This window comes from Mycolicibacterium sp. XJ879 (assembly GCF_053483935.1).
Window position 1 is genome coordinate 96,181 of sequence record NZ_JBEFTH010000007.1, and the last position, 16,069, is coordinate 112,249.

Below are 16,069 nucleotides of genomic sequence, written 5' to 3' on the forward strand. Positions count from 1 at the left end.
GAACACGTTCTAGAATCGGGGACGGTAGCGACGCTCACATCTTGGTAGCCGTGATCTCGCCGCGCTCGTCGTCCCACTCCCGCTGGGCCAGCACACGATGCGCGATGCGCTCCAGCGCCGCCTCCACCTGCGCATGGCCGGGTCTGCCCTCGAACGTCTGCGATTTGGCGAGCTTCTCGGTGATCGCGTTGACCAGCACCGAGGAGGCGGTGTCGACCTGCTGCGCGCCGGCTTGCGTGAGCCAGAACCGATCACCGGTGCGCAACGCATAGCCGGTGGCGACCAACTGCTCGAAGGTGGGCTCGATGACTTCGCACGGCACCCGGAGGCGATCGGCGATCTCGGTGAGCCGCGCGGAGCCGAAGGCCTGGTTGTGCCGATAGATCTGGATCAACGCCCACAGCCGCGCGACGTCGAGTTCGCAGCCTGGCCGGCCCGCGATGCTGCGCAGCCGGATCTCGGGTGAATGGCGTAGCAGGCGGCCGATCGCGGATTCCAGCACCTGCTCCGAATTCTCGGTGCCGGGCATCGCGAAGCCGTCGCCGAGATCGACCGCCGCCGTTTCCATCTCGTGCAGGGGCACTTCCTTGAGCGTCAGCGCGACCAGGAAACCGATGAACGCGACCGGCGCCGCGAACAAGAACACCAACCCGAGCGAGTCGGCGTAGGCAGTGACGATCGGTGCGGCGACGTCGGATGGCAACCCGTGCAACACCTGCGGGGACTGCGCGGCCGCCGGCGGCGCACCGTTGACAGCCAGGGCTCCGCCGATGCGGGCGTTGAGGAAGTTGGCGAACAGCGATCCAAAAATCGCCGCGCCGAACGCGCTTCCAATCGCCCGGAAGAACGTCACGCCCGACGTCGCGACGCCCAGATCGGCGAAGCCGACCGTGCTCTGCACGATCAGCACGAGTACCTGCATGCACATGCCGATGCCGGTGCCAAGGATGAACAGGTATGCCGACTGCGCCAGCAGCGACGTGTCGGCGTCCATCCGGGACATCAGCACGAAGCCCGCCACCATCACCGCGGTGCCGACGACAGGAAAGACCTTGTAGTGCCCGGTGCGCCCGACGATGGCGCCGCTGCCGATCGAGGTGATGAGCAAGCCGACCACCATCGGCAGCGTGCGCAGCCCAGACTCGGTGGCCGAGACGCCGTCGACGAACTGCATGTATGTCGGCAGGAACGTCAACGCGCCCAGCATCGCGAACCCGACGATGAACGACAGCACGCAGCACACCGTGAACACCGGGCTGCTGAACAGCCGGATCGGCAGAATCGGTTCGACCGCACGGGTTTCCACCCGGACGAAGATCGCAAGCGCGGCCGCCGAGCCGATGAACAACCCGATGATCGTCGGCGAAGCCCAGGGGTAGGTGCTGCCGCCCCAGCTGGTCGCCAGCGTGAGCCCGGTCGCGCCCAGGCCGACGAACACGATGCCGGCGTAGTCGATGACGGGCCGCTCGCGCCCGCTGAGCGCGGGGATGGCGGCCGCTGCCACGAAGAACACCACGACGCCCACCGGGATGTTGATCCAGAACGCCCACCGCCAACTGAGGTGGTCGGTGAAGTAGCCGCCCAGCAGCGGCCCGACCACCGTCGTCACACCGAAGACGGCGCCCAACGCGCCCTGGTAACGGCCGCGATCGCGCAGCGGGATCACCTCGCCGATCAGCGCGGTGGCCGTCACCATGATGGCGCCGCCACCGACACCCTGCGCAGCGCGCGATGCGACCAGCGCCGTCATCGACCCGGCGATGCCGCACAGCACCGAACCGATCAGGAAGACCAGCACTGCCGTCCCGAACACGGCCTTGCGCCCGAACAGGTCACCGAGCTTGCCCACCACAGCGGTGGCGATGGTCGAGGCCAACAGGTAGCTCGTCACCACCCACGACTGGTGGCCGGCGCCGCCGAGGTCGGCCACCACCGTCGGCAGGGTGGTCGCGACGATCGTCTGGTCCAGCGCGGCGAGCAGCATGCCGAGGAGCACCGCAACGAAAATGAAGTTGCGGCGCTGTGGGCTGATCAGCGCGCCGGGTTCACGATCCTCGGCGGCGGCGGGTGTCGCCGGACTTTCCATCCCTGCCTTCCGTCGGCCGGTATCCCTCCCGGCCTATCGTTAGACAAGCTAGAGAAGTTACGCCGGCCGACGGAAGGGTTGCCGGGAGCAGGTGTGCGGAAACGCGGGGGTCAGAGGCTGGTCGGCGGCCGGGAGACGCACTGTGCCGCATAGAGTTCGTCGCCCAGCTTGTCCATCAACTGCAGCTGCGTCTCGAGGTAGTCGATGTGCTCCTCTTCGCTGGCGAGGATTCCCTCGAGCAGCGTGGCGGTCGTGGCGTCTTCCTTCTCGCGACACATGATGATGCCGGGCTTCAGCCGCTCCATCACTTCGTATTCGATCGCGAGGTCGGCCTCGAATTGTTCGCGCAGGTTCTGGCCGATTCGCAGCGAGAATAGCCGCTGGTAATTCGGCAGCCCGTCGAGCATGAGAATTCGATTGGTGATCGCCTCCGCATGATTCATTTCGTCGAATGATTCTTTGCGGGTGTATTCGGCGAGTTCAGTGAAGCCCCAATTGGCCTGCATCTTCGAATGCAGGAAATACTGGTTGATGGCTGTGAGTTCGCTTGTCAATTGCTCGTTGAGCAACTTCAGAACGTCCGGGTCGCCTTGCATCGGGGGCTCCTTAGCACCGTGAGGGCTGGTCAAGCGTCGCTAGCGGTTGTGTGCGATCCAATCTAGTGCAGACAGTAATCAAAGCACAGCCGCTACGCTTGTGCGACGCGACTTTTCGGCATTCTGGCGAGTGATTGACGGGCTGTGGGCCGTCGAGGATGGATCAACGCTGGACTGCCTACGCTAACTAAGGTTAGACTCCGCTAACCAAAAACCGGCGTATCGGGCAGGGGGAAATAGGGATGGGTGAGCGCGACCTGCATTCCTTCATTCTCGCCTGTGATTTCCGTGTCGATGACGTAGAACGGATGTGGGGTTGGCTCAAGAAACGTCGTGACGGACTGGCGTCGATCGGCGCCCACCACGTGGTGCTCTACAACTCGATTTGGGAGCCCCAGCGGGTATTGACCACAATAGGAATTCGGCAGGCCGGCTCGATCCGCGAGGTTTTGCGATCCCCCGCGATATTCGAGTTGTTCGATATTTCCGGTGTCGACGATATTCCGCCCATCTTCGGCGGCGAGGTGGTGGAGAAGATCGACCTGTACCCGCCGTCGCCCGCGGATCACGTGGGACGCGTCATTGTCGGCGTCATGTCGTCGGTGCAAGATATCGGTTTGCTGATGGCCAAGGTGCAGGACGGGTTGGACCGGTTCAAGCGCGCGGGCGTGCGCAAGATCTGGGTGTATCGGGCGCTCGATGACGGGCAGGAAGTGATGGTCCTGCAGGAGATCGAGAACGAGCAAGCCGCCCGGCAGTGGATCGACCACCCCGACCACGCTGCCGAATGGCTGCGCCAGGCGGGCCTTGGTGCCTACCCCAGCCAGTTCGTGGGCAGGTTCGCCCACATCATGAGCATCGACGAGCAGAGCGGTTAGGTGCGCCCGTGTTCGTCTGTCTATGCATGGGAATCACGAGCAGCGACGTCGACGAGGTGGTCGCCAACGGCGCGACGACGTCCAAGCAGATCGCCGAGGCCTGCGGCGCCGGCGGTGACTGCGGACGGTGCAGGCGCACCCTGCGCGCGATCATCGCGGCCCATCACGAGGCGGACGGCTGCACCAAGGCTGTCAACCACTAGACGGTATGAGGGTCTGGGGCCTCATCGCGCGGCGATGTCCAGCACCATCACCCGCCACGCGGTAGCGCACCCCTCGGGGTCTGCGGCCACCCGCCCGGCGAGTTCGGCGTCGAACGCCGCGCGGATGCGGTCACGTGCCGTCGCGTCGCGGTCGGAATCCAGCGCCGCCCACAACGACTCCTCGAACGCCGCGCGAAACGCTTCCACGACCGCGGCGACGTAGGCGTCCAGATCGCCGTCGCGTTGGTAGGCCAAGAGATAGGGATCCGGCGCCGAGCGCAGTTCGGTGCGCCGCAGATCCAGCCGTTCCCGCAGCCGCGGGTCGTCGAACGGTGCGACGAACTCCCCCGGCGTGCGATTCCAGGTGGGGATCGTCATGCGCCGGTATTCGGCGGACCGCACTGCCCCGACCTCGACCAACGCGCGCAGACCGTCGTTGGCGGCGTTCATCAACCCCTCCGCGCCGCTGGTGCCGTCGTCCTCGTTCGCACCACCGAGCACGATCAGCCGGCCCGACGCGCGCAGCTCGGCCGCGCGGTGCCGCAGGAACGTTCGCCAGTCCCGCGCCGACTGCTGCTGCAGCGCGAGCCGAACGTCGCCCGTGGCGAACGTCGAGTAGATGTGATCGGGGATCGTCACGTCGAGGCGACTCAGCCAGTGCACCGCTATCGAGGACCAGCCCAGCGACAGGTACCCGTCGGGAAACAGCCGTTCATAGAACGAGCGGCCCGCCGCGTAGGCGAACACGTCCGCGGCGTGCAGATAGCTCTGCGGTGCGGACTGCAGCAGCTCGAACAACGCCGAGAAGTCGTTGCCGGGGATGTCGGTGTGCACCACCATCGCGGGACCCGACCCGACGCGGGCGGTCAGCGCGCGTCGCATCGGCTCCAGCGAGTTGCCGCCGCCGGCCGCACCGAAGTCGGCGATCACGAACGGCAGCCCGGCCGCGGGCGGCGTCACCTCGGCGGCGGCCTGTTCGAGCCAGTCCAGGGCCTGCTCACCGAAGACGTGCTGAGCCGCGGAGTGTGCGGTGTAGAAGCCGTGGCCCTCCATCCGGCCGCTGACTGCGCGATCACCGGCCATCGGCGATCACCGGGCTGCGCGACGGCCGGTGAAGTCGGCGAGCGCCTCGGCGTTGGCGGCGGTGCCCATCAACGTGGCGAAGTGCTCGTTCTCCCTGGCCGTCGCGGCGGCGATCTGGGCACGCGTCGGGGCGACGATGGTCTGCTTCACCGCCATCAGGCTCGGAATCGGTTTTTCGGCAAGGATGTTGGCGTGGTGGCGGGCCTGCACCAACAGGTCGTCGGGTTCACACACCTTCCACGCCAACCCCATTCGCTGCGCCTCGTCGGCGTCGACCCACTCCGATGACATCAGTAGCCAGGCGGCGTTCTGCCGCCCCAGCAGCCGCGGCAGCAGATATGACGACGCGGCCTCGGGTGCTACTCCGAGGCTGGTGAACGGCGTCTTCAACTTCGCCGTCGAGGACATGAACACCAGATCGGCGTAGCCGAGAATCGTTGCGCCGATACCGACTCCGACGCCGTTGACCGCACAGATCAGCGGCTTGGGGAACTCGGCGAGCGCGTCGATCATCGTGGTGAAGTGGCTGCCCTGTTGGTTGAACGCCGGTTCGGTGATGCGGCGCTGCATTTCTTTGAGGTCGTTGCCCGCGCTGAACGCCCGGCCCGATCCGGTCAACAGGACGACGGCCACCTCGGGGTCGTCGGCGCCGTCGCGCAGCGCGGTCGCGGTGGCGTGATACAGCTGTTCGTTGAACGCATTCAGGGCCTCAGGCCGGTTCAGCGTCAGGGTACGGACCCGGTTCTCGTCGCTGATCTGCAGGGGCGCTGGTTGCACTTCGGTCACCGGTCGACTGTACGGCGCGTCGGGTTGGCGGCGAACGGCGTGCGGTACACGTAGCGGCTCGTCGGCACGGTGTCGACGTCACGGTTGGCGCCGAACGCCGCCGTGCTGGCCACCATCCGCTCCATCCGCATCCGCAAATCGTCGTCATCGGCGGCGCCGAAGAACGCGTGCAGGTCCGCCACGGCTTCTTGCGGGAACAGTTCTTCGACGATCGCCGCGAGCATCGGTGCGTCCGGCGTCAACGCGCGCACGACGGCGTTCTGCGTATAGCCGAACGTCGCCTGGGTCTCGATGGCCACCGGGGTGTGGTCGATGTGCCACCGCGCGAGCCAGGTCGCCTCGTCCATGTCGGCGGGGCGGCGCAGCAGTGCGACGTTGGCCAGGCCCCGGCTGCGTTGACCAGGCACGGTGTCGGGCGGGGGCAGTGGAACGGACTCGGTGACCAGATAGGCGGCGACGTCATCGGCTTCGGACTGCAGCCGCTCGATCGCGGCCCGCACCTGCTGGCCGTAGGACTGTTGGGTCCACAGCGTGACGAAACCGACCACCGCGGGATCCATCGTCGTCAGCGTCATCAGTGAGTCTCGCACCACCTCGTCGCGCAGGTTGATGGCAAGGCCCGGAAGATCCATGTCGAGCAGGTCGGCCGCCACCCGGGCGCGCATTCGCGCGCACCACTTTTCGTCCGGCTCGGCGCCCCGCAGGGTGATGATGACTTTCTCCACGAAGCCGAACTTACCGCGACGGCGGTGAACCGGACGCTGCTGCGGTCAGGCCTGCAGCCGGTCGCGCACGGCGGCCATCCGCCGCTCGAGTTCGGTGGCGTCGACGATCCCGCGGGCGAGCAGCGAATGCGCCAGCGCCATCAACTGGTTCTCCGGATAGGGCAGGTCCGCGTACACCGTCGCCGACAACGCGTCCTCCTCGTCGCGGCGTTCCTTGAAGTTCGGCGCTCCGGTGTCGCACGCGGCGCGGTCGAGCGCATCGCACATACCGTCGAGGCTGGTCTTCCACGGCGGCACCGGGTTGTCCACGCCGTACTTGGCCGCCATCCGCGGCCAGACCTGGTTGCGCCGCACGACCTGCTGCAGTGGTGCGACCGGCGTCGGGTCGGATGCGGCGTTCACGTGACCGGGTGGATCGCGGGGCGGGTTTCGGTGATCACGTTGGTGGTCACGCCCGGCTTCGGCAGGGCGACACCGATCAGGCAGTCGCGCGTGACGATCTGCGCCAACTCGTCTTCGGTCCAGCCGTCGGTGCCGTGCGGGCGCATCGGCATCACCATGAATCGGTGCTTCTGGTTGGAATCCTGCACCCGGACGGCGATTTCGTCGGGCAGGTAGAGGCCGAACTCCGCGAGCACCTGACGCGGCCAGCGGACCAGGCGGCGTCGGTAGTTCGGCGTGCGGTACCACTCCGGGGAATTGCCGAGGATCGGGCGCGGATAACACGAGCACAGCGCACACACGATGACGTGGTGCACGGTAGGGGTGTCCGCGAGGATCTCGAACGCGGTGAAATCGCTTGGCGTGCCGAACCCGGTCGGTTCCATCCAGTCGACGCCGACTTCCTTGCTGGCCGTCATCGGTTCACTCAACGCGAGTTGGTGGAACTCGGGATCCAACCACGCCCGCGCGACCAGTCGGGCAGCCGGTGTCGGACCGATCTGTTCGGCGAACTCGGTGAAACGACGATGCTCCTCGGCGGTGAAGATGCCCTTCTCGATACACAGTTCGCGCAGCGCGATCTCGAGCACCTCGAAGTCGGTGATTTCGTCGACCATCGGGGCGATGGTCCGTTCGTGGTCGTGGTCGTGGTCGTGGTCGTGCTCAGTCATGTGCGCCCCTGTGACTCAGGTGGCTGATGCCAGCCAGCGTTCGGGAATTTCGGTCTGGATGACGTCATCGGCGGTGCCGGTGTAGCCGTCCCACAACTCGGACATGTTGAACCGGACCACGTAGAACCACTCCGGCTGTGCGTCCGGGCGATCCCAGGTCTCGTCCTCGGCGGCGGGGCTTTCGTAGGCGACGGTCGCGATCTCACCCGTCGCGCCCCGCACATATTCGGGTGTGCGGGTGTAGAACACGACCGGCAGTTCGCGCACCACCACGGCGTCGCCGACGTTGAACTTCGGCTCGCCGGCCTGCCCGGCGTAAACCTGCGGGTCACCCTTGCCCACCGCGTGTTTGTGGTGGGCGTTGCGTTTGACGGCCGACCCGTCCCCTTCGCACTTCGGTTGGGCCTCCAGCGCCTTGCCGGCCAGTCCGCCCTCGTAGCGCGCGGCGACCTCGGCCATCCGCTCGCTCAACTCGCCGAGCGCGATGTGGTGCTTTTCCACCAGCACCCGTGCGACAGCCAACAGCCAGCGGCCGTAATAGGGCAGCCCCAGGTACTGGGCGCGCCCGACGTCGACGTTGCCGATGCGCCGGCGCTCCTCCGAGAGCCATATCCCGCGCCACGCCAGCACTTCGCAGATGACGTACGTCATGTGCTCCCATAGCTCGTACTGCTTGTTCTCGTACTTCATCGGCGCGTCGGGTTCACCACCCACGTCGTGGACGGGTTTGAGGTACGCGGTGATGCGGCCGTGGTCGAGCTGATCCGGCGTCGGGGCGTCGGGAAGCTCGGGATACGCCGACTTGAGCCGTGCGACCAGATCAAGTTGAGCTGCACGTTCGGCCGCTGTGCTCATCACAGCTCCCCTTCCGTTAGCAGTGCGCTGACTTTATCTCCGCGATACCGCCGCTATCACCCGAATTGCGAACTCGCTGCGGCGCAACGGTCCACTGACGGTGGCGGCAGTTTTCGAATACTCAGCGCGGCAATCGGATTCGCTCTACGGATAGCGGTGGACGCATTTTCTTCGCGTTCAGACCGGATACGGTGACGGCGTGTAGTGCACCGGTACCGGCCGCATAGGCGTCAGAATGGGGAGGTGACCACCGGGCCCAAGGTTTTCGAAGCCCTGCGGCCGACGTCGCCGGACATCGGGGCGGTTGTGCGCAGCCTGCTCGGGGTCATCGCGATGGCGGCCGTCGCGCTGCTGTGGCACTCGGGCGCGGCCGCGTTGTGGGCTGCGGGGGCCGCTGCGATCGCCGGTGCGATCGCGCTGCAGGACAGCCCCGGCGGCCGGGTGCCGTTGGTCGTCACGGTCTCGTTGCAGATGGGCGGCGCTGTCCTGCTCGGCGCCCTGACCGGCGCCTACAACGTGCTGTTCGTCGTGGCGGTGGCGCTGTGGTGTTTCGCCGCTGGACTGCAATGGGCGCTGGGCGGCAACGCCGGTCTGGTGGGCGCGGCCGCCAGCGCGCTGCTGGTGGTCACACCACCGGTGGCGCCCACGGTGTCCTCGGTGCTGGTGCCGACGGTTCTGACGATCGCGGCGGGATGTCTGCAGGCGGCACTGATCGCCGTGTGGCCACCGCAGCGGTGGCGAACCCAGCGGGAGGCGTTGTCGAACGCCTACCGGTCGTTGGCCGACGATGCCCGCCAGGTCGCCGCCGACCGGGCGGCGCCGCTGGACGCGGCACTGTCGCCGTCGTTGCGCGACGCGTTCATGGACACCCAGGCCAGCCGGCGACCGAAGGCCTACCTCGGCGGACATCGGCTGCCCGAGCGGATCATGACGACATTGCACGCGTTCCGCGGCTCCTCCGACGGCGAGCGCGACGAGGTGTCACAGATGCTGGGCTCGGCGGCGGCCGTGCTCGACGCGATCGCCGATCACAAACACACTGCGCGCCGCGACGCCGAGCACGCGCTCGTCCGCGTCGACACCGCGGTGTCGATGATCACCGGACCGGAAGCCACGACCGCGCAACGGCTTTCACAGCAGTTACACGAGGCTGCAGAACTGCGGTTCCCCGACCTGTACCGACCCGACCTGATCAGCCCGGTCCGCAGGGCGGTGGGCTTGATGCGCGACCATCTGACGTGGACGTCACCGGTGTTGCGCCACGCCGTGCGGTTGTCGGCGGCCGTCACGGCGGGCATCGCCGCCGACCGCTTCGCCCCCGTCAACCATGGGTACTGGGCGGCGCTGACGGTGCTGATGGTGCTGCGCCCGGAGACCGCGCACACCTACACCCGGTGTATCGGGCGCATCGCGGGCATCGCGGCGGGCGTCGTGCTGACGTCGGCGATCACGCTGTTGGTGGAGCCGACGGGATATGTCGCGGCGGTGTTGGCGACGCTGTTCATCGCGATTACCTACTGGGTCAGCCGGTTCGGCTACCTCGCGGTCAGCGCCGCACTGGCCGGGGCCGTCGTGTTCCTGCTCGACATCGGCTCGGCGACGTCGGGCGCGACGGCCGAAGACCGGTTGTTCTCCCTGGTCATCGGCGGCGGACTGGCCGTGGTGGCGCACGTATCGTTTCCCGACCACTCGCTGATCCGGCTGCGGCAACGCTCCGGTGAGCTGCTGAAGACCGAGATCGACTACGCCGCAACGATTATCAAAGCCTTCGTGCACGAACTCGACCGTCCCGCCGAGGCGGTGTCGGCGGCGTGGCAGAAGGCCTTCCGGGCCCGCGCCTCGTTCGAAGCGGCATCCGGCGCGGCACGGCTGGACTCCCCCGGGCTGCGCCGCTGGCTGCGTTCGTACCGGGCGGCGCTCAACGCTGTCACCGCCGCGTGTACCGCGCTGGAGGCCAGCCTGCCGCCGCAGCCGCTCGCCAACGTGCCGGCCGAATTCGTCGCGGCGATAGACGACTATGTGGATGCGCTGCGCGGCGCGCCGCCGAGCCCGGCCGCACCGTGGACGGTCGATTTGGCCGCGCTCACCGCGGCCAACCAGCAGGTGCGCGATCGGGCCGCTGACCTGGCCGCCGATAACGGCGCGGCCCGCGTGCTCGTCGCCGAGATCGCGACGATCACCCGCAGCCTGTCGAGCATCGCTACTGTTCGCGAGCCCACTTCGGCGTGATGAACACCCCTTCGGCTTCCACGGTCACACCCTCGGCATCGGCCAAATAACCTGTGGCATAGGTCTTGACGCCCTCGCTGTGGGTGATTTTCGCCTCGGCGTGTAACCGGCCGAGCCGGGTGGTGCGCAGGTAGCGCAGCGTGATGGTGCCGGTGAAGCGCGGGTTCAGCCCGTCGGCTGCCGCTTCACCGAGCAGGTGGTCGAGCACCAGCGCGGCGATGCCGCCGTGCACGTGACCCGGCGGCCCCTCGTAGGCCGCACCCATGTCGAAGTCGGTGTGCACGCGCCCGTCGGCGTCGCGGTGCACCACCAGCGGCGGCGCGAACGGATTCCGGATGCCGATCACCGGGTTGCCCCACGCCATGCGGTCCCCGTCGGTGGTGAAGCGCACCCCGAACGGTCCGTCGCACTGCTGCGAACGCAGCTGCGCGGTGGCCGCATCGATCTGCGCCCGGACCGCCGCCACCGTCTGCGCGTCGACCTCGGTGCGGATGGTCGCGTCGACCAGTTCCCTGACGGACTCGGCGAGCGGGGCATAGACCTCGCGCAGCTGCGCGATCTCGGCTGAGGAGACGTCGCCGATATGGGTGAACTCCACCATTGGAGCACTAGAACACGTTCTAGAGCAGCTTGTCGAATCAGCGCGCCGCCGCCGCGCGGCTGAACTACCGTGCCTTATGACCGTTGCCCATGCCGAGCCCTACTACGACTTGGGCGGCTATCACCGGCCCACCGACACCACCGTGCCGGAGGCCCAAACGTGGTTCGACCGCGGCATGGTGTGGGCGTACGCGTTCAACCACGACGAGGCGATCAGGTGCTTCGAGCGCGCGCTGGATCTCGACCCCGAGTTGGCCATCGCGCGGTGGGGAATCGCGTACTCGGTCGGGCCCAACTACAACAAGGGATGGGACGCGTTCGACCCCGTCGAGGCCGCCACGTCATTGGCCAGGGCCAGAACGGAACTCGGGCTGGCCGCCGACGGCCGCGCTTCGCCGGTCGAACGGGCGCTGATCGAAGCACTGCGGCAACGGTTTCCGACCGCCGATCCCGATGACGCCGAGGCGCTGAGCGCCGGCGGCGCGGCCTATGCCGATGCGATGCAGACACTCGGCGACACGTATCCCCACGACGTCGATGTGCAGACCCTGGCCGCCGACGCGCTGGTCAACGTGACGGCGTGGGCGCTGTGGGACACCAGGACCGGCGAACCGGCTGTCGGCTCGCGAGTGCTGGCGGCCAAACAGATCCTCGACCGCGCGCTGGCCGGCGCCGCCGGACGTGAACATCCCGGCATCCTGCACCTGTACCTGCACACCATGGAGATGTCGCCGAACCCACAGGATGCGCTGCCCGCCGCCGACCTGCTGCGCGATCTGGTGCCCGACGCCGGCCATCTGCTGCACATGCCCAGCCACATCGACGTGCTGTGCGGCAACTATCGGGATTCTGTGATCGCGAACTCGACTGCGGCGCGCGTCGACCGGCGGTTCGTCGACCGGGAAGGGCCGCTGAACTTCTACTCGCTCTACCGCGCCCACAACCTGCACTTCATCGTGTATTCGGCAATGCTGGAAGGCAATTCGCGCGCCGCATTCGCCGCCGCCGACGAACTCGCCGCTCAGCTGACACCGGACCTGCTGCGGATCGAGAGCCCGCCGATGGCCGACTGGCTCGAGGCGTTCGTGCCGTTGGGCATCCACGCGCTGGTCCGGTTCGGCCGCTGGGACGACTTGATCGCCCACCGACTGCCGCAAAATCTAGACCTGTATTGCTCCACCGCGGCCACCATCCACTACGGCCGCGGCGTGGCCCACGCGGTGAACGGAAATCTCGTCGCGGCCCACGCCGAGCGCGACGCGTTCCTGAACGCCTACGGCCGCATCCCCGACACCCGGTACCTGTTCAACAACACCGTGCTCGACATCTTGGCGATCGCCTCGCAGATGCTCGCCGGTGAGATCGCCTACCGCGACGGCGAATTCGACGAAGCGTTCGCGCGACTGGAGACGGCGATCGCGCTCGACGACGCGCTGCCCTACGACGAACCGTGGGGCTGGATGCAGCCCACCCGGCACGCCTACGGCGCGCTACTGCTCGAGCAAGGCTACGTCGAGCGGGCGGCCAGCGTGTACGCCGCCGACCTCGGGCTCGATCGCACCCTGCCGCGGCCCTGCCAGCACCCCAACAACGTGTGGAGCCTGCACGGCTACCACGAATGCCTGCAGCGGCTGGGCCGCATCGACGAAGCCACGATCATCGGTCAGCAGTTGGCGCTGGCCATGGCGCGTGCCGATGTCCCGATCGCGGCCTCATGTGCGTGTCGTCTGGAGGTCAGCGCCCCGTAGACTGCGGTCGATGGCACTCAGCGACGACGACCTCGCCCGCCTGAGCCGCTGCGTGGAGTTGGCGCGTGAGGCGCTCGACAACGGTGACGAGCCGTTCGGCTCGATCCTGGTCGACGCCGACGGCCAGACCCGGTTCGAGGACCGCAACCGGGTCAAGGACGGCGACCACACCCGCCACCCGGAGTTCGCGATCGCGCGCTGGGCCGCCGCCTTCCTCACCCCCGCCGAACGTGCCAGGTCCACCGTCTACACCTCCGGTGAGCACTGCCCGATGTGCTCGGCCGCGCACGCCTGGGTAGGCCTGGATCGCATCGTCTACGCGACCTCCTCGGCGCAGCTGAGCGGCTGGCTGAAGGAGTGGGGCGCACCGCCGTCGCCGGTGGCGCCGCTGCCGATCACCATTGTCGCTCCCGGGGTGAGGGCCGACGGTCCTGTCGCCGAATTCGCCGAACCGATGAAGGCGCTCTACGAAGCGAAGTACCGGGCATGACTGAGCCCGCCTGGGTCCAGCACGTGATCTGGTGGCAGATCTATCCATTGGGCTTCGTCGGCGCGTATCCGGCCGATCCGCCGCCGGGCCCTGCCGAACACCGGCTGCGCCGGGTGATCGGGTGGCTCGACCACGCCATCGAACTCGGGGCCTCCGGGATCGCGCTGGGGCCGGTGTTCGCCTCGCGCAGCCACGGCTACGACACCGTCGACCACTACCGCATCGACCCCCGGCTCGGTGACGACGACGACTTCGACGCGCTGGTCAACGAGGCCAAGAGCCGCGGGCTGCGGATCCTGCTCGACGGCGTATTCAACCACGTCGCAGCTGATTTCGCCCGCACCGAATGGTTCCGAAAGGGCCCCAACGGCTTGGACACATTCGAAGGTCACGGCGACCTGATCGCCCTGGATCACGACAATCCCGAGGTCATCTCCTACACCATCGACGTGCTGACGCACTGGCTGGGCCGCGGCGCCGACGGATGGCGCCTGGACGCGGCCTACGCAGTGCCCGACCGGTTCTGGGCCGCGGTGCTGCCGCGCGTGCGCGCGGCCTATCCCGACGCCTGGTTCCTCGCAGAGGTGATCCACGGCGACTACGCAGAGATGGTCGCGCAGGCGCGCTTCGATTCGGTGACCCAGTACGAGCTGTGGAAGGCGATCTGGAGCGCTCTTGTCGACGGCAACTTCTACGAACTGGACTGGGCGCTGCTGCGCCACAACGAATTCCTGGACACCTTCGTCCCGTTGACGTTCGTCGGCAACCACGACGTGACCAGGATCGCCAGCCGGCTCGAACACACCGGTCATCTCGAACACGCGCTGGTGCTGCTGTTCACGACCGGCGGTACCCCGAGCGTGTACGCCGGCGACGAATTCGCCTACACCGGCGTCAAAGAGGAGCGGTTCGGCGGCGACGACGCGGTGCGACCGGAGTTCGGTCCCGCACCGACCGCCGACGAGTACGGCCACGATGTGTTCCGGCTGCATCAGCACTTGATCGGGCTGCGCAGACGACATCCCTGGCTGCACAATGCGCGCACGTCGGCGCTGCACCTGAGCAACCGTCAGTACGTGTACGAAACCCGCAACGGCACCGACACGTTGGTGGTCGCGCTCAACATGGACGACGCGCCGGCTGGGGTCGTGATGACCGACCTCGGGTTCGGTCCGGGCCGCATCGTCGCTGGATCCGGTGCACCGCCACCGGACGAGGTCAACGAGGTCGACGTCGCACCGCATGGCTGGCTGATCATCGCGCCGGACCCGTCGTGAAGCGACGGGTACCGCGGCCCGCGGAGTTGGTTCCGCTGCTGGGTTTTCGCGCCCCACGGTTCGGCGTGCAGAGCCGGCTGGCCGACGCGCTGACCATCGATGACCTGCGGCTGCTGGCGCGGCGCCGCACCCCCAGAGCGGCGTTCGACTACACCGACGGCGCCGCCGAGGACGAGCTGTCCCTGGCTCGAGCCCGACAAGCGTTCCGCGACATCGAATTTCATCCGGCCATCCTGCGCAACGTCGCGACGGTCGACACCAGCCGCACCGTGCTGGGCGCCGCGGTGGCCCAGCCGTTCGGCATCGCCCCGACCGGGTTCACCCGGCTCATGCACACCGAAGGAGAGATTGCCGGTGCCCGTGCCGCAGCCGATGCGGGTATCCCCTTCGCGCTGTCGACGTTGGGCACCGCGTCCATCGAGGACGTGAAGGCGGCTAACCCATACGGCCGCAACTGGTTTCAGTTGTACATGTGGAAGGACCGGGACCGGTCGATGGCGCTGGTGGAACGCGCCGCCGCAGCCGGCTACGACACGCTGCTGGTCACCGTCGACGTTCCGGTCGCCGGTGCGCGGCTTCGGGACACCCGCAACGGCATGTCGATTCCGCCGACGCTGACCCTGAGCACCGTGCTGGACGCGGTACCGCGCGCCCGTTGGTGGTTCGATCTGCTGAGCACCGAACCGCTGGCGTTCGCGTCGCTGGACCGCTGGCCCGGTACGGTCGCCGAATACCTGGACACGATGTTCGATCCCACCGTCACGTTCGAGGATCTGGCCTGGATCAAGAAGCAGTGGCCGAACCGCCTGGTGGTCAAGGGAATTCAGACGCTCGACGATGCCAGAGCGGTCGTCGACCTCGGCGTCGACGGGATCGTGCTGTCCAACCACGGCGGCCGCCAACTCGACCGCGCCCCGGTGCCGTTTCACCTGCTGCCCCATGCCGCACGCGAGTTCGGCGGCGACACCGAGGTTTTGCTGGACACCGGAATCATGTCGGGAGCCGACATCGTCGCCGCGATAGCGCTGGGCGCACGCTTCACGCTGGTGGGCCGGGCCTACCTCTACGGGCTGATGGCCGGCGGTGAGGCCGGAGTGAGACGTGCCATCGAGATGCTGTCGTCGCAGGTCAGCCGCACGATGAAGCTGCTCGGTGTGACGTCGCTGGACGAACTCGGCCCGCACCACGTGACCCAGCTGCACCGGTTATCGCGTGGCGATTCGGCCCGAGCGCCGTCGTCACACTAGTCACTGCTTTCTCACTGGTCACACGGCACATCGGCGGGCCTTGAGTCCGCGGCGAGTCGTAATCGTTAGCCAACCGCGACGTGGCAACCGAGTGTTGCGCGCGTCGACCGGGCCGGAGTGCGTGTTTCATAACGCAGGAAAGCGACGGCAATTG

Annotated in this window: 16 protein-coding genes; 7 read left to right on the forward strand and 9 right to left on the reverse strand. The window is 67.5% G+C overall.

The genetic code is table 11. From position 1 onward, the window contains the following. Window positions 1-34: 34 nt before the first annotated feature. Entirely contained in the window at window positions 35-2,086 is a 2,052-nt protein-coding gene (locus tag ABQF13_RS16955) for an MDR family MFS transporter (RefSeq protein ID WP_448393934.1), read from the reverse strand. 110 nt (window positions 2,087-2,196) lie between these two features. Beyond that, a complete protein-coding gene (gene bfr / locus ABQF13_RS16960) occupies window positions 2,197-2,682 on the reverse strand; it encodes a bacterioferritin (protein ID WP_448393935.1) in 486 nt (161 codons plus the stop codon). Between the two features lie 242 nt (window positions 2,683-2,924). Here bfr and ABQF13_RS16965 point away from each other — a divergent pair, with 242 nt between their 5' ends. Then, window positions 2,925-3,560 (forward strand): fatty-acid--CoA ligase, encoded by a 636-nt coding sequence (locus tag ABQF13_RS16965; RefSeq protein ID WP_448393936.1) that lies wholly within the window; start codon window positions 2,925-2,927, stop codon window positions 3,558-3,560. Window positions 3,561-3,568: 8 nt separating this feature from the next. Continuing rightward, window positions 3,569-3,763 carry a (2Fe-2S)-binding protein gene (locus ABQF13_RS16970; RefSeq protein WP_448393937.1) on the forward strand — a complete coding sequence of 65 codons (195 nt, stop codon included), beginning with the start codon at window positions 3,569-3,571 and terminating at the stop codon, window positions 3,761-3,763. Between the two features lie 21 nt (window positions 3,764-3,784). Here the strand turns inward: ABQF13_RS16970 and ABQF13_RS16975 are convergent, their stop codons facing one another. The 6 genes from ABQF13_RS16975 to ABQF13_RS17000 are packed head-to-tail and all read right to left on the reverse strand — an operon-like array spanning window position 3,785 to window position 8,324. Then, window positions 3,785-4,846 (reverse strand): class I SAM-dependent methyltransferase, encoded by a 1,062-nt coding sequence (locus ABQF13_RS16975; protein WP_448393938.1) that lies wholly within the window; start codon window positions 4,844-4,846, stop codon window positions 3,785-3,787. Between the two features lie 6 nt (window positions 4,847-4,852). After that, window positions 4,853-5,632, reverse strand: coding sequence for an enoyl-CoA hydratase/isomerase family protein (locus ABQF13_RS16980; RefSeq protein WP_448393939.1), 780 nt, complete (start codon window positions 5,630-5,632; stop codon window positions 4,853-4,855). Continuing rightward, complete coding sequence (locus tag ABQF13_RS16985) at window positions 5,629-6,357, reverse strand: EthD domain-containing protein (RefSeq protein ID WP_448393940.1); 729 nt, start codon at window positions 6,355-6,357, stop codon at window positions 5,629-5,631. Before ABQF13_RS16985 ends, ABQF13_RS16980 begins: the two co-directional genes overlap by 4 nt. Before the next feature lie 45 nt (window positions 6,358-6,402). Next, the gene (locus tag ABQF13_RS16990; protein ID WP_448393941.1) at window positions 6,403-6,759 is read right to left on the reverse strand and encodes a thiocyanate hydrolase; all 357 of its coding nucleotides are present in this window, start codon (window positions 6,757-6,759) and stop codon (window positions 6,403-6,405) included. After that, window positions 6,756-7,469 (reverse strand): thiocyanate hydrolase subunit gamma, encoded by a 714-nt coding sequence (gene scnC, locus ABQF13_RS16995; RefSeq protein ID WP_448393942.1) that lies wholly within the window; start codon window positions 7,467-7,469, stop codon window positions 6,756-6,758. Before scnC ends, ABQF13_RS16990 begins: the two co-directional genes overlap by 4 nt. Before the next feature lie 15 nt (window positions 7,470-7,484). Further along, entirely contained in the window at window positions 7,485-8,324 is an 840-nt protein-coding gene (locus ABQF13_RS17000) for an SH3-like domain-containing protein (protein WP_448393943.1), read from the reverse strand. Window positions 8,325-8,567: 243 nt separating this feature from the next. Between ABQF13_RS17000 and ABQF13_RS17005 the strand changes: the two genes are divergently transcribed. Further along, complete coding sequence (locus ABQF13_RS17005; RefSeq protein ID WP_448393944.1) at window positions 8,568-10,553, forward strand: FUSC family protein; 1,986 nt, start codon at window positions 8,568-8,570, stop codon at window positions 10,551-10,553. On the opposite strand, the gene ABQF13_RS17010 is transcribed toward ABQF13_RS17005, so the two are convergent. Further along, complete coding sequence (locus tag ABQF13_RS17010; RefSeq protein WP_448393945.1) at window positions 10,525-11,154, reverse strand: PaaI family thioesterase; 630 nt, start codon at window positions 11,152-11,154, stop codon at window positions 10,525-10,527. The two genes, ABQF13_RS17005 and ABQF13_RS17010, sit on opposite strands and share 29 nt — an antisense overlap. 76 nt (window positions 11,155-11,230) lie before the next feature. Between ABQF13_RS17010 and ABQF13_RS17015 the strand changes: the two genes are divergently transcribed. The 4 genes from ABQF13_RS17015 to ABQF13_RS17030 are packed head-to-tail and all read left to right on the forward strand — an operon-like array spanning window position 11,231 to window position 15,915. After that, a complete protein-coding gene (locus ABQF13_RS17015) occupies window positions 11,231-12,901 on the forward strand; it encodes a tetratricopeptide repeat protein (protein ID WP_448393946.1) in 1,671 nt (556 codons plus the stop codon). A 10-nt stretch (window positions 12,902-12,911) separates the two neighbouring features. After that, window positions 12,912-13,391: a nucleoside deaminase gene (locus tag ABQF13_RS17020; RefSeq protein WP_448393947.1), complete on the forward strand. Its 480-nt coding sequence runs from the start codon at window positions 12,912-12,914 to the stop codon at window positions 13,389-13,391. Further along, window positions 13,388-14,668, forward strand: coding sequence for an alpha-amylase family protein (locus tag ABQF13_RS17025; RefSeq protein WP_448393948.1), 1,281 nt, complete (start codon window positions 13,388-13,390; stop codon window positions 14,666-14,668). Before ABQF13_RS17020 ends, ABQF13_RS17025 begins: the two co-directional genes overlap by 4 nt. Then, on the forward strand, window positions 14,665-15,915 hold the full coding sequence (locus ABQF13_RS17030; RefSeq protein ID WP_448393949.1) for an alpha-hydroxy acid oxidase: 1,251 nt from the start codon (window positions 14,665-14,667) through the stop codon (window positions 15,913-15,915). Before ABQF13_RS17025 ends, ABQF13_RS17030 begins: the two co-directional genes overlap by 4 nt. Window positions 15,916-16,069: the final 154 nt, after the last annotated feature.

Excerpts from the sequence above, each read along its gene's own strand:
- ABQF13_RS17025 (WP_448393948.1), top strand. The coding sequence starts at position 13,388 with ATGACTGAGCCCGCCTGGGTCCAGCACGTGATCTGGTGGCAGATCTAT.
- ABQF13_RS17000 (WP_448393943.1), bottom strand. The coding sequence starts at position 8,324 with ATGAGCACAGCGGCCGAACGTGCAGCTCAACTTGATCTGGTCGCACGG.
- ABQF13_RS16975 (WP_448393938.1), bottom strand. The coding sequence starts at position 4,846 with ATGGCCGGTGATCGCGCAGTCAGCGGCCGGATGGAGGGCCACGGCTTC.
- ABQF13_RS17010 (WP_448393945.1), bottom strand. The coding sequence starts at position 11,154 with ATGGTGGAGTTCACCCATATCGGCGACGTCTCCTCAGCCGAGATCGCG.
- ABQF13_RS16965 (WP_448393936.1), top strand. The coding sequence starts at position 2,925 with ATGGGTGAGCGCGACCTGCATTCCTTCATTCTCGCCTGTGATTTCCGT.
- bfr (WP_448393935.1), bottom strand. The coding sequence starts at position 2,682 with ATGCAAGGCGACCCGGACGTTCTGAAGTTGCTCAACGAGCAATTGACA.
- ABQF13_RS17015 (WP_448393946.1), top strand. The coding sequence starts at position 11,231 with ATGACCGTTGCCCATGCCGAGCCCTACTACGACTTGGGCGGCTATCAC.
- ABQF13_RS17020 (WP_448393947.1), top strand. The coding sequence starts at position 12,912 with ATGGCACTCAGCGACGACGACCTCGCCCGCCTGAGCCGCTGCGTGGAG.
- scnC (WP_448393942.1), bottom strand. The coding sequence starts at position 7,469 with ATGACTGAGCACGACCACGACCACGACCACGACCACGAACGGACCATC.
- ABQF13_RS16955 (WP_448393934.1), bottom strand. The coding sequence starts at position 2,086 with ATGGAAAGTCCGGCGACACCCGCCGCCGCCGAGGATCGTGAACCCGGC.